This window comes from Streptomyces sp. NPDC002386 (genome assembly GCF_053593175.1).
The window spans coordinates 283,737-296,714 of record NZ_JBSFBX010000001.1; the positions used below are offsets into that span (position 1 = coordinate 283,737).

The 12,978-nt window shown below is 72.3% G+C and carries 7 protein-coding genes, 3 tRNA genes and 1 pseudogene; 6 read left to right on the forward strand and 5 right to left on the reverse strand.

All coding sequences use genetic code 11. From position 1 onward, the window contains the following. The first annotated feature begins 351 nt into the window (after positions 1-351). Both ACWCPN_RS01325 and ACWCPN_RS01330 read left to right on the forward strand, forming a co-directional pair. Positions 352-1,389 carry a rod shape-determining protein gene (locus ACWCPN_RS01325; RefSeq protein ID WP_451201677.1) on the forward strand — a complete coding sequence of 346 codons (1,038 nt, stop codon included), beginning with the start codon at positions 352-354 and terminating at the stop codon, positions 1,387-1,389. 1,028 nt (positions 1,390-2,417) lie between these two features. Then, positions 2,418-3,062 (forward strand): ANTAR domain-containing protein, encoded by a 645-nt coding sequence (locus ACWCPN_RS01330; protein WP_451201678.1) that lies wholly within the window; start codon positions 2,418-2,420, stop codon positions 3,060-3,062. Positions 3,063-3,424: 362 nt separating this feature from the next. On the opposite strand, the gene ACWCPN_RS01335 is transcribed toward ACWCPN_RS01330, so the two are convergent. The 3 genes from ACWCPN_RS01335 to ACWCPN_RS01345 form a co-directional block, all read right to left on the reverse strand. After that, positions 3,425-3,498, reverse strand: a tRNA-Ile gene (locus ACWCPN_RS01335). 176 nt (positions 3,499-3,674) lie between these two features. Beyond that, a tRNA-Asn gene (locus ACWCPN_RS01340) sits at positions 3,675-3,747 on the reverse strand. Positions 3,748-3,753: 6 nt separating this feature from the next. Continuing rightward, positions 3,754-3,826 (reverse strand) — tRNA-Asn (locus ACWCPN_RS01345). A 160-nt stretch (positions 3,827-3,986) separates the two neighbouring features. Between ACWCPN_RS01345 and ACWCPN_RS01350 the strand changes: the two genes are divergently transcribed. From ACWCPN_RS01350 to ACWCPN_RS01365, 4 genes are all read left to right on the forward strand, one after another. Further along, positions 3,987-4,292 (forward strand): YtxH domain-containing protein, encoded by a 306-nt coding sequence (locus ACWCPN_RS01350; RefSeq protein ID WP_199210427.1) that lies wholly within the window; start codon positions 3,987-3,989, stop codon positions 4,290-4,292. 64 nt (positions 4,293-4,356) lie between these two features. Continuing rightward, complete coding sequence (locus tag ACWCPN_RS01355; protein WP_199210428.1) at positions 4,357-5,811, forward strand: xylulokinase; 1,455 nt, start codon at positions 4,357-4,359, stop codon at positions 5,809-5,811. 131 nt (positions 5,812-5,942) lie between these two features. Further along, positions 5,943-7,676 carry an ABC transporter ATP-binding protein gene (locus tag ACWCPN_RS01360; RefSeq protein WP_451201680.1) on the forward strand — a complete coding sequence of 578 codons (1,734 nt, stop codon included), beginning with the start codon at positions 5,943-5,945 and terminating at the stop codon, positions 7,674-7,676. Further along, a complete protein-coding gene (locus ACWCPN_RS01365; RefSeq protein WP_451201681.1) occupies positions 7,676-9,604 on the forward strand; it encodes an ABC transporter ATP-binding protein in 1,929 nt (642 codons plus the stop codon). Before ACWCPN_RS01360 ends, ACWCPN_RS01365 begins: the two co-directional genes overlap by 1 nt. A gap of 38 nt (positions 9,605-9,642) precedes the next feature. On the opposite strand, the pseudogene ACWCPN_RS01370 reads toward ACWCPN_RS01365, so the two are convergent. Then, positions 9,643-10,839: pseudogene (locus ACWCPN_RS01370) on the reverse strand (RNA polymerase sigma factor). 219 nt (positions 10,840-11,058) lie between these two features. After that, positions 11,059-12,966 (reverse strand): DNA primase, encoded by a 1,908-nt coding sequence (gene dnaG, locus ACWCPN_RS01375; protein ID WP_451201683.1) that lies wholly within the window; start codon positions 12,964-12,966, stop codon positions 11,059-11,061. Between the last annotated feature and the right edge of the window lie 12 nt (positions 12,967-12,978).

A 12,978-nucleotide genomic window follows, 5' to 3' on the forward strand; every position in this document is an offset into this window, starting at 1 on the left:
GGGCGGCGGAACCGGGGACACGGCCGGTGGTGTTCCGCCCCGTGGGAGCGGGCCGCGGCGCGAGGGCACCGGGGGCGGAGCGCGCTATGGGCGAACCGCGCGGTGCGGACCGGTGCGGACCGGTGCGGACCGGGGCGGCCGCCCGGCGACCGGCTCGGACGTCGTGGGGGCGGGCTCCTCCCCCTCTCGCACGGTGGGCGGACCCGCTGAACCGTGGCCCCGCGTCGAACCCCCCATTCAGCGGCGCCCCGCCCGGCCCCCTCCCACAGGCGCGCCGTCGGCGTCCCCCGGAGAGTGGGGAGGAAGCCACCGTCCGGCCTCCAAGGCCCTGCGCACTCGGGAGGATCCGCCGTGACCGTAAGCCTGGAGCAGTTGCGTCGCTGCCACTTCGCCGTCGACCTGGGCGCGGCCCGTACCCGGGTGTACGTGAAGGGTGCCGGGATCGTCGTCGACCAGCCATCGGTCGCGGCCGTGAACACCCGGACGGGCGCGCTGATCGCGGTGGGCGAGTTCGCGGAGCAGATGACGGGGCGGACACCGGGATACATCAAGGTCGTGCGGCCCATCTCCGGCGGCACGGTGGTCGACATCGAGATGGCCCAGCGCATGCTGCGGCAACTGCTCGGCGAGAAGGTGCGCCGAGCCCTGCGCCGCAAGCCCCGGCTGCGGGCGGCGGCCTGCACCCCGCACGACGCGGACCCGCTCGCCCAGCGGGCGACGATCGAGACGCTGGTCGGGCTGGGGGCGCGCCGGGTCGAGCTGGTGGACACGCTGATCGCGGCCGCGGTGGGGTGCGGACTCCCGGTGGAGCAGCCCGAAGCGACCATGATCATGGTGTGCGGGGCGGCGGCCACGCAGGTCGCCGTGCTCTCCCTCGGCTCGCTGGTCACCGCCGAGCGGGTTCCGGTCGGCGGGGAGGCCGTCGACAACGCCATCGTGCAGCACCTGCGGCTCGAACACCGGTTGCTGCTGCCGAGCCAGGCGGTACGGCCGCTGCAGCTCGCGCTGTCCGGCAGCGGGCTCACCCCGGACGGCCCGACGCTGACGGAGATCCACGGCCGGGACGTGGTCACCGGTCTCGCCCGCAGTGTGCGGGTCAAGACGGCGGCCGTCCGCAACGCCATCCAGACCCCGTTGACCTCGGTCCTGGACGGCATCGGCAAGGTGCTGCGCGAGTGCCCGCCCGACCTGGTGGCCGACCTGGCCGACCGCGGGCTCGTGATGGTCGGCGGCTCCGCCCTGCTGCCCGGCCTGGACCAGATGCTGCGTCAGGCGATCGGCATCCCGGTGCACATCGCGGAACGGCCGGAGCTGTGCGCGGTCCAGGGTCTCGGCGCCATGCTGGAGGGCAACGTCGAACCCCTCGTACTGAACCCGCGCGCCGCCTGAGCGGGTCGGCTGCCGGGACAAGTAGCCGCGGACCGTCGTCCCGACTCCGCCGCGTGCGTTCGGACCAGGCCGGACAGCCGCTCTGACCGGAAGCAGCCCGCGGGTCGGCCGCGGACTGCAGGTCGGCTGCCGGACGGCCAGGCGGCCCCGGCCCCGGATCTCCAGCAGCACCTGGCCACCCTCCCCCGGCCCACCCGTGAGCGCGTCCATGTCGTCGCCGTGGACCACGCCGTCGGTGGGCCGGCTCCGCGGTGATCGGGGAGAGGTCCGCGGGCCGCAGCCCGGTCGGACCGAGCCGGCGGCCGCGCTCGGTGACCGGGTGCGGAGCTCCGGCGAGCAATGCGCGCGCCCGTCCAGGCCCACCGTGTACGCGCCCGCTCGTCCTGGCCCCCGGTGCCGTGGAGCCACAGGACGGGACCTCGCGGCCCCGGAACGCCGTGTTGATGAGAGCCCGGTGCTGGGCACGGGCGGGCTGCTCGGCGGCGCCGCGGCCCGCCCGCACCGGCTCGCCGGCGATGCGCACGCCAGGGTGATCCGGCCCGGACAGCGTCCGGCCTCCCCTAGGTCCAGGCCGCGCACGGCGTCGGCGTCGGCGCCCGGCGCGTTCCGGATCGGCCGCGGCTTCTCCCCGGGCGCCGCGACCGCGACCGGTTCACCGGTGGCCTGGGCGGGCGCGCACGCACGGCACGGTGCCGGTGCCGGTGAGGTACCGCTCGGTGCCCGCGTGGACGAGGGCGGGGCGCGCGAAGGGTCCCGGGGGCCGTGGTCATGACGTCGGCGGGGCAGGGCGGCACACCGCGGCCGGTGGTGCGGCGGCGGCCGCCGGGGGCCGCCGCCGGCTCCGGCACGCTCACGCCGCCTCACCACGGCACCGGGCGAGCCCTGTAGGCGCCCAGGTGCCGTCGGGCGGGGGTGTAGGCGCCGGGACGCCAGGGCAGGCGAGGGGCGAGCCACGAGGACCGAAGCAGGGCGGAGACATGACCTCAGGGGCACGAGACCCGCACGCCGGAGCGCCGCAGGCTCTGGTCGTGGAGGGTCGGACGGTACGTGACCGGGCTTTACTCCAGGCGCGTGGGGAACTGGTGCACGACTGCGCGGACACACTGGCGAGAGCCCTGGCGGCCCTTCCGGCGGACGTCGCCCGGGTCGAAGTGGACACGAGCGGCGTGTCCTTCATGGACACCTCGGGTCTGCGGTTCCTGGACGTGCTGGGCGAGTACGGGCGCCGGCGCGGCGTGCCGGTCGCGCTCACCGGATGGCAGGGACAGCCGCGCCGGGTGCTGGAACTGGTGGGTCTGGACGGCACCGACCCGCTGACGGCCGCGCCGTTCGCCGGTTCGCGCGCCCGCAGCGGCTCCGCGATGGCCCGTGAGCGGGCCGAGCAACTGCGGCTGCTGCGGGCCGAGGTGGCGCAGTTGCGGCACGCGATCGAATCCCGCCCGGTGATCGACCAGGCGCGCGGCGTCCTGATGGCCGCTCACTCCTGCACCCCCGAACAGGCCTGGCACATCCTGCGGGAGGCCTCCCAGCGCACCAACACCAAGCTGCGCGAGGTGGCGGCCGCGCTCGTCGCGACCACGGCGCCCGGCGGTCCCGCGCCGCCCGGGGCCCTGCGTGCCGCGCTGCGCGCGGCGGTGGCCCGCCATGTGCCGCCGGCCCGCGACGACCGGTGACGGCGGGCGCGGCGATCAGTACGGGAGGATGCGCCCGGAAGGCGTCCTGCGGTCGATCTCCTGCTCGCGCGGGGCGGGCCGGCGAATGACACGTACCCGGATACGACGGTCCATGACGCCCTCCTCCTGCCGGCGCCGCCCCCGCGGCGGCTTCCGGTAGGAGGTCCGTGCCCAGCGCAGGGCATGTCCAAGCCAAAATCACGGCAAGTCATGACCGTTCGAGGGCTGTTGACCGAACCGCTTGACGAACCCGAACCATTTGTCCGGCCGAAGGCGGGCCGCACGGCGGACCATCGCGGCGAAGGAAGACGTCGCCGGCCCGGCGCCGGATGATGAGACGTTTCTGCGGGAGTAGTACTGAGTGGGGCGGGTGGGACTCGAACCCACGGCCGACGGATTATGAGTCCGCTGCTCTAACCGGCTGAGCTACCGCCCCATAGCGGCGTGTCGCGTACATGTGTGCGCGCCGTCTGCCGCAGCATAGCCGCTCATACGATCTCCTGCTTCGGATGGTCGGCTTCCGCGCTGCTTCCTGACCTCGAGGACTTCACCAGGTAGGCGGCGGTTCCCAGGGACATGAAAAAGGACCCCGTAGGGTCCTCGTTCAACGCGCTCCCCCGACTGGACTCGAACCAGTAACCTGCCGGTTAACAGCCGGCTGCTCTGCCAATTGAGCTACGGAGGACCGAAGCTCCCCCGACTGGACTCGAACCAGTAACCTGCCGGTTAACAGCCGGCTGCTCTGCCAATTGAGCTACGGAGGATCGCCTCGTTGCATCGAACGCACCTACCTGGGTATTCGCCAGGGGGCGGGCGCTCGCTGCGACACATACATTAGCGCAAGCAGGGGGGTGCTCCGCCAATCGGTTCTCCCCGGCGCCGACGCCGCACCAGAGACCTCAGACAAAGGGAAGGGTGGCAGCCATGCGCTACCGGCTTACGTTCCTCGCCGGAGTGGCCCTCGGTTACGTGCTGGGCACGAGGGCCGGACGCGAGCGCTACGAGCAGCTGAAGAAGTCCGCTCGCCTGATCGCGGAGAATCCCGCCGTGCGGAGCACCGCGGAGACGGCGGCCCAGCAGGGCCGCCAGTACGCGGGCAAGGCGTTCCACACGGTCAGCGACAAGGTGGGCGACCGGGTCCCCGCGTCGGTGGCCCAGCGCGTGCGTTCGCTGCGCGAGCGCAACGTGAACGGGACCCCCGAGGACGACTGGGGAACGAGCAACACGTAACGCTCCGGCGGCACCACTGCGCCCAGGGCCGAAGCAAGCGCCGCGATGCGGCAGAATTTTCGCCATGGGGATAGTCGCCGGCTTGGACAGCTCACCCGATTTCACGCGCATCGTGGTCTGCGACACGGACACCGGAGCCGTGCTGAGGCAGGGGTATGCCCCGCACCCGGTCGAAACGCCGGACGGCGGCGGCCGCCCCAGCGACGTCGACCCGCAGGCCTGGCTGCTCTCCCTGGGCGAGGCCGCGGGGGGCGGGCTGCTGGAGGGCGTGCAGGCCATCGGGGTCTCGACCCAGCAGAACGCGCTGGTCCCGCTGGACGCCCAGGGCAACACCGTGCGGCCGGCGCTGGTCGGCGGGGACAAGCGGGCACAGGTCGCGGCGGCCGACCTGGTCGACGCACTGGGCGGCCGGGAGGCCTGGGCCCAGGCCGTGGGGTCCGTGCCGCAGGCCGCGCAGCCGGTGACCAAGCTGCGTTGGCTCGCCAAGAACGAACCCGAGAACGCGCAGCGCACCGCCGTGCTGCTGCAGGCCCACGACTGGCTCGTCTGGCAGCTCCTCGGGCGGCCGGTGCGGCGGACCACCGACCGCGGTGGCGCCTCCGGCACCGGGTACTGGTCCGCCGCCGGCGGCGGCTACCGGCCCGACCTGGTCGAGCTGGCGCTGGGCCACCAGGTGATGCTGCCCGAGGTGATCGGCCCGTCGGACGCGGCCGGCACCACCCCGGAGGGGCTGCTGATCTCCGCCGGCACCGGGGAGACGATGGCCGCGGCCTTCGGGCTCGGGATCGGGCTCGGGGACGCGGTCGTCTCCCTCGGGGCGTCAGGGTCCGTGATGGCCGTGCACCCCGAGGCGCTCACCGACCAGTCCGGGATGATCACCTCCCTGGCCGACGCCACCGGCATGCACCTGCCGGTCGTGACCACCCTGAACGCGGTGCGCACCCTGCGCGGCACCGCCGAACTGCTCGGCCTGCCCGACCTGGAGAGCCTGTCCGATCTGGCGATGAAGTCGACGCCGGGGGCGCACGGGCTGGTGCTGCTGCCGTATCTGGAGGGCGAGCGGACGCCGCAGCTTCCGCACACCGCGGGCACGCTGGCCGGACTGCGCCGCGAGTCCATGAAGGCCGAGCATCTGGCGCGGGCCTCCTTCGAGGGCATGCTGTGCGGGCTCGCCGACGCGCTGGACGTGCTGCGCGGGCGGGGTGTCGAGGTGCGGCGGGTCTTCCTGCTCGGCGCGGCCGCCGAGCTGCCCGCCGTACAGGCGGCGGCGCCGTCGCTGTTCGGCGCGCAGGTGGTCGTGCCGCAGCCCGCGGACTACGCGGCGATCGGCGCGGCCCGGCAGGCCGCCTGGGCGCTCGGCGTGTCGCAGGGGGCGCTCGACCCGCGCACCCCGCCGGCCTGGCACGGCGCCGCGGCGCAGGTGCTGGAGCCGGGTGAGGACCTGGCCGTGGGGCAGGCGGTGCGTCAGCAGTTCGTGTCGGTGCGGGAGCAGACCCATCCGGGAGCGTTTCGTCCGTGACCTCCCGAAACCTCCGGGGCGCGGGAGCACGCCGATGGCTTAATCGGTTGAGGTAACGCGGGTGGAGTGTCCGACGATAGGGGCGAAGGGCACATCGACCAGCCCCTGTCGCCGACTCCGAGAGACGTAGCGTGCTCATACGACTTCTGCGGACCTATCTCAGGCCCTACAAGAAACCCATAGCGCTCCTGGTGCTGCTGCAGTTCCTGCAGACCTGCGCCACCCTCTACCTGCCCACGCTCAACGCCGACATCATCGACAACGGTGTCGTGAAGGGTGACACGGACTACATCCTGTCCTTCGGCGCCCTGATGATCGGCGTCTCGCTGGCCCAGGTCGTGTGCAACATCGGCGCGGTGTACTTCGGCGCCCGGACCGCTTCCGCGCTCGGCCGGGACGTGCGCGGCGCGGTCTTCGACCGGGTCCAGTCCTTCTCCGCCCGTGAGGTGGGTCACTTCGGTGCGCCTTCGCTCATCACCCGTACGACGAACGACGTGCAGCAGGTCCAGATGCTGGCCCTGATGTCGTTCACCCTGATGGTGTCGGCGCCCATCATGTGTGTCGGCGGAATCGTGCTCGCGCTCGGTCTCGACGTCCCGCTGTCCGCGGTGCTCGTCGCGGTCGTGCCGGTGCTCGGCATCTCCGTGACGCTGATCGTGCGGCGGCTGCGACCGCTGTTCCGGTCCATGCAGACGCGGCTGGACACGGTGAACCGGGTGCTGCGCGAGCAGATCACCGGCAACCGGGTGATCCGCGCCTTCGTCCGGGACGAGTACGAGCAGGGCCGGTTCGGGAAGGCCAACGGGGACCTGACCGAGATGCAGATGGCCACCGGCCGGATGCTCGCCCTGATGTTCCCGATCGTCATGACGGTGGTGAACGTGTCGTCCATCGCGGTGGTCTGGTTCGGCGCCCACCGCATCGACAGCGGCGGGATGGCCATCGGTGACCTGACCGCGTTCCTCGCCTATCTGATGCAGATCGTCATGTCCGTGATGATGGCCACCTTCATGTTCATGATGGTGCCGCGCGCCGAGGTGTGCGCCGAGCGCATCGAGGAGGTCCTGGGGACCGACTCGAGCGTGGTGCCGCCGGCCGCCGCGGTGACCGAGCTGCGCCGGCACGGGCATCTGGAGATCCGGGGCGCGGGCTTCCGCTATCCGGGTGCCGAGGAGCCGGTGCTGAAGTCCATCGACGTGGTGGCCCGGCCGGGCGAGACGACCGCCGTGATCGGCTCGACCGGCAGCGGGAAGTCGACCCTGCTCGGCCTGGTCCCGCGGCTGTTCGACGCCACCGAGGGCGAGGTGCTCGTGGACGGCGTGGACGTCCGCGAGGTCGACCCCGCGCTGCTCGCCGCCACCGTCGGGCTCGTGCCGCAGAAGCCGTACCTGTTCGCCGGGACGGTCGCGACCAATCTGCGCTACGGCAGTCCGGACGCCACCGACGAGGAGCTGTGGCAGGCGCTGGAGGTGGCGCAGGCCAAGGAGTTCGTCAGCGACCTGGAGGGCGGGCTCGACGCACCGATCGCGCAGGGCGGCACCAATGTCTCCGGCGGTCAGCGGCAGCGGCTCGCCATCGCCCGCACGCTGGTGCAGCGCCCGGAGATCTACCTCTTCGACGACTCCTTCTCCGCGCTGGACTACGCCACCGACGCGGCGCTGCGCTCCGCGCTCGGCCGCGAGACCGCCGAGGCGACCGTGGTGATCGTCGCCCAGCGGGTGGCCACCATCCGGGACGCGGACCGGATCATCGTGCTGGACGAGGGCCGGGTGGTCGGCACCGGCCGGCACCACGAGCTGATGGCGACCAACGAGACCTACCGGGAGATCGTGCTCTCCCAGCTGACGGAAGCGGAGGCCGCCTGATGGCCGGGCCCATGGGACGCATGATGGCCGGGGGCGGCCCCGACCAGCGCTCGATGGACTTCAAGGGCTCGGGCAAGCGGCTCGTCGCCCAGTTCAGGCCCGAACGGGTCACCATCTACGCCCTGCTGCTGTGCGTGGTCGTCAGTGTGACCCTGAGCGTGCTCGGCCCGAAGATCCTCGGCAGGGCCACCGACCTGGTCTTCGCCGGCATCGTCGGCCGGCAGATGCCGGCCGGGGCCACCAAGGAGCAGGTGCTCCAGTCGATGCGCGAGCGCGGCCAGGGCCAGATCGCGGACATGCTCAAGGGCACCGACTTCACCCCCGGCCAGGGCATCGACTTCACGGCCGTCGGGCACGTGCTGCTGCTCGCGCTCGGCACCTTCCTGGTCGCCGGCCTGCTGATGGCGGTCGCCACCCGGCTGGTCAACCGGGCCGTGAACCGCACCATGTACCGGCTGCGCGAGTCCGTGCAGACGAAGCTGTCGCGGCTGCCGCTGTCGTACTTCGACAAGCGCCAGCGTGGTGAGGTCCTCTCCCGGGCCACCAACGACATCGACAACATCGGCCAGACGCTGCAGCAGTCGATGGGCCAGCTCATCAACGCGGTGCTGACCATCATCGGCGTGCTGGTGATGATGTTCTACGTCTCCTGGCTGCTGGCGCTGGTCGCGCTGGTGACCGTGCCGCTGTCGTTCGTGGTCGCCACCCGGGTCGGCAAGCGGTCGCAGCCGCACTTCGTGCAGCAGTGGCGCACCACCGGCAAACTCAACGCCCACGTGGAGGAGATGTACTCCGGGCACACGCTGGTGAAGGTGTTCGGACGGCAGGAGGAGTCGGCGAAGCAGTTCGCCGAGCAGAACGAGGCGCTGTACGAGGCCGGGTTCCGGGCGCAGTTCAACAGCGGTGTCATGCAGCCGCTGATGATGTTCGTGTCGAACCTGAACTATGTGCTGGTGGCGGTCGTCGGTGGCCTCAGGGTCGCGTCGGGCGCGCTGTCGATCGGCGATGTGCAGGCCTTCATCCAGTACTCGCGGCAGTTCTCGATGCCGCTGACGCAGGTCGCGTCGATGGCGAACCTGGTGCAGTCGGGTGTCGCCTCGGCGGAGCGGGTCTTCGAACTCCTGGACGCGGAGGAGCAGGAGGCGGACCCGGTGCCCGGCGTGCGGCCCGAGGAACTGCGCGGACGGGTGTGCCTGGAGCACGTGTCGTTCCGGTACGACCCGGAGAAGCCGCTCATCGAGGACCTGTCGCTGACGGTGGAGCCCGGGCAGACGGTGGCGATCGTCGGCCCGACCGGTGCGGGCAAGACCACGCTGGTCAACCTGCTGATGCGGTTCTACGACGTCTCCGGCGGGCGCATCACGCTGGACGGGGCGGACGTACGGCGGATGTCCCGGGACGAACTGCGGTCCGGGATCGGCATGGTGCTCCAGGACACCTGGCTGTTCGGCGGCACCATCGCGGAGAACATCGCCTACGGCGCCTCGCGCGATGTCACCCCGGGCGAGATCGAGGAGGCGGCCCGCGCGGCCCACGCGGACCGGTTCATCCGCACCCTGCCCGACGGGTACGACACCGTGATCGACGACGAGGGCTCCGGGGTCAGCGCCGGTGAGAAGCAGCTCATCACCATCGCGCGGGCGTTCCTGTCCGACCCGGTCATCCTGGTGCTGGACGAGGCCACGAGTTCCGTGGACACCCGTACCGAGGTGCTGATCCAGAAGGCGATGGCCAAACTCGCGCACGGGCGGACCTCGTTCGTCATCGCGCACCGGCTGTCGACGATCCGGGACGCCGACACCATCCTGGTGATGGAGAACGGCTCGATCGTCGAACAGGGCGCGCACGCCGAGCTGCTGGCGGCCGACGGAGCCTACGCCCGGCTGTACAAGGCGCAGTTCGCCCAGGCCGTGGCCGAGGTGGACTGATCCACGGCGGGGGCCGCTCACGCGGTGAGCGGCCCCGGTCAGTCCAGGTAGCCCCGCAGCTGGTCGGCGAACGTGTGGTCGCGGAGCTTGTTGAGGGTCTTGGACTCGATCTGCCGTATCCGCTCCCGGGTCACGCCGAACAGGCGCCCGATCTCCTCCAGGGTGCGGGGCCGGCCGTCGGCGAGGCCGTAGCGGAGCTGGACGACCTTCCGTTCGCGCTCGCCGAGGGTGGAGAGCACGGCCTCCAGATGCTCCCGGAGCAGCAGGAACGCGGCCGACTCCACGGGGCTCGCGGCGTCGCCGTCCTCGATGAGGTCGCCGAGGGCCACCTCGTCCTCCTCGCCGACCGGGGCGTGCAGGGACACCGGTTCCTGGGCGAGCCGCAGCACCTCGCGGACCCGCTCGGGCGCCAGGTCGAGCTGGGCGGCGACCTCCTCGGGGGCGGGCTCGTAGCCGCGTTCCTGCAGCATGCGGCGCTGTACGCGGACGACCCGGTTGATCAGTTCCACCACGTGCACCGGCACCCGGATGGTGCGGGCCTGGTCGGCCAGGGCGCGGGACATGGCCTGCCGGATCCACCAGGTGGCGTAGGTGGAGAACTTGTAGCCGCGGGCGTAGTCGAACTTCTCCACGGCCCGGATGAGCCCGAGGTTGCCCTCCTGCACCAGGTCGAGCATGGTCAGGCCACGGCCGACGTAGCGCTTCGCCACGGACACCACCAGCCGCAGGTTGGCCTCGATCAGGCGGCGCTTGGCCATCCGGCCCATGACGACCAGGCGGTCCAGGTCGTGCGCGAGCCGGCTGTCCAGGTCGGGGGTGCTGCTCAGCTTCTCCTCGGCGAACAGCCCGGCCTCCACCTTGCGGGCGAGGTCGACCTCCTCGGCGGCGGTGAGCAGCGGGATGCGGCCGATCTCGCGCAGGTACTGGCGGAACAGGTCCGCGGACGGGCCGCCGGTCTCGGCCCGGGCGGCGGCCGCGGGCCCCGCGGGCTCGGCGGCCTCCTCCGGCTCCTCCGCCAGCGCCTCGGCGGGTGGCTCCGCCGGCTCACCGGTCTGCTCCTGGCCCGCTTCGGGGTGGCCGATGGCGCGGCTCTGCGGGGGGACGGCCACGAGGACTCCGGACTCCGCGCCGGGCCCGTCGGCCGTGGCGCCGGCGCTGCTGTCGGTCTGGGTGAGGGTCTGGGTCTGCACGGGGGGCGACCTCCAGGATGATCGCTGCTCGGAGGGTTGCGGCAGCGGTGCTTCGGGAGCGGAGAGTCGACGGCATGCGCTCCTGGGGCAGGCACCGGGGACTCGGGCACCGCACCCAGTGTGGGGTAAGACACATCGCCGCCACGAGGGTCGTGCGGTGACTTTTTGCGTCCGGTCCGTGACTCGGCGGTTATCCGGTCGGCCGGACTATGCGGCCGGCAACTGCGGGCCGCCGGGGCTCCCGGGGCGGCCGGGGCCGGCCGCTCACAGGGCGGAGGCGCCCCGTTCGCGCAGGGCCTGGTCGTACTGCTGGAGGACCCACATCTCGTTCTGCACGGCGGCCAGTTGGGCCGGGTCGCCGCCGCTGGAGAGGCGGGTGAGCTGGGACTGGATGTCGCGGATGCGGCGCTCCACGGCACGGCGCCGGATCTGCACCAGCACCGTGCCGGCGTACGTCTCGTCCACCGTGCGGCGCAGGATCGGCTCGACGGCCAGCTCGGTGACCATGGCGCGGGCGGTGTCGTCGGGCGCCGCGTCCCGGACCCGGACCAGGTACCCCTGCCCGTCCTCGACGCCGTACTCGGCGCCGCCCGCCTCCGCGATGGTCTGGCGTACGGCGGCGTAGGGCGGGGCGGTGAACTCGTCCACGCCGTACGCGTCGAAGGCCGGGGAGACCAGGTCGGGGCGCTGGAGGGCGAGCTTGAGCAGTTCGCGCTCGGCGGCGTAGACGGGGTTGCGCAGGGTGAGGGCCGGGCCGGACGGGGCCGCGGTGCGCGGTCCGGTCTCCCACTGCTGCTGCGGGCCGCGCGGCTGCTGCTGCGGGCCTCCCTTGCCGCGCTCGCGGGCCCAGCGGGCGAGCTGGGCGACCCGCTTGACCACGAACTGGGTGTCGAGGATGCCGAGCATCCCGGCCAGCTCGACGGCGACCTCGTGCTGGGCGCCGCTGTTCTTGATGCGGGCGACGATCGGGGCGGCCTCGTCCAGGGCGGCGGCCCGGCCGGCCGGGGTGTCCAGGTCGTAGCGGGCGACGATCTGGCGCAGCGCGAACTCGAAGAGCGGGGTGCGCGGTTCGGCCAGGTCGGCGACCGCCTCGTCGCCCTTGGCCAGGCGCAGCTCGCAGGGGTCCATGCCGTCCGGCGCGATGGCGATGTAGGTCTCGGCCGCGAACTTCTGGTCGTCCTCGAAGGCGCGCAGGGCCGCCTTCTGGCCGGCCGCGTCACCGTCGAAGGTGAAGATCACCCGGGCGGAGCCGTTGTCCATGAGGAGCCGGCGGAGGATCTTGATGTGGTCGCCGCCGAACGCCGTGCCGCAGGTGGCGATGGCCGTGGTGACCCCGGCCAGGTGGCAGGCCATGACGTCGGTGTAGCCCTCGACGACGACGGCCCGGCTGGACTTGGCGATGTGCTGCTTGGCCAGGTCGATGCCGTACAGGACCTGGGACTTCTTGTAGATCGCCGTGTCGGGCGTGTTCAGGTACTTCGGCCCGTTGTCCGCCTCGTACAGCTTGCGGGCGCCGAAGCCGACGACCTCGCCCCCGATGTCCCGGATGGGCCACATCAGCCGGCCCCGGAACCGGTCGATCGGGCCGCGGCGGCCTTCCTGGGAGAGGCCGGAGAGGATCAGTTCCTTGTCGGTGAAGCCCTTGCCGCGCAGGTACCGGGTGAGGTGGTCCCAGCCCTGGGGGCTGTAGCCGACGCCGAAGTGGACGGCGGCGGCCTGGTCGAAGCCTCGCTCGGCGAGGAACACCCGGCCGGTCTCGGCCTCGGCGCCGCCCGCGAGCTGTTCGGCGTACCACTGGGCGGCGATCTTGTGCGCCTCGACCAGGCGGATGCGCTCGCCGCGCTGGTGGGCGGGGTTGTACCCGCCCTCCTCGTAGCGCAGGGTGATGCCGGCCTGGGCGGCGAGCCGCTCCACCGCCTCCGAGAAGGAGAGGTGGTCCACCTTCATGACGAAGGTGATGGTGTCGCCGCCCTCCTGGCAGCCGAAGCAGTGGAAGAGTCCCTTGCTCGGGCTGACCTGGAAGGACGGCGACTTCTCGTCGTGGAAGGGGCAGAGCCCCTTGAGGTTGCCGCCACCGGCGTTGCGCAGCTGGAGGTACTCGGAGACCACGGCGTCGATCGGGACCGCGTCCCGTACCGCCTTCACGTCCTCGTCGTTGATCCGTCCTGCCACGCTGCGATTCTA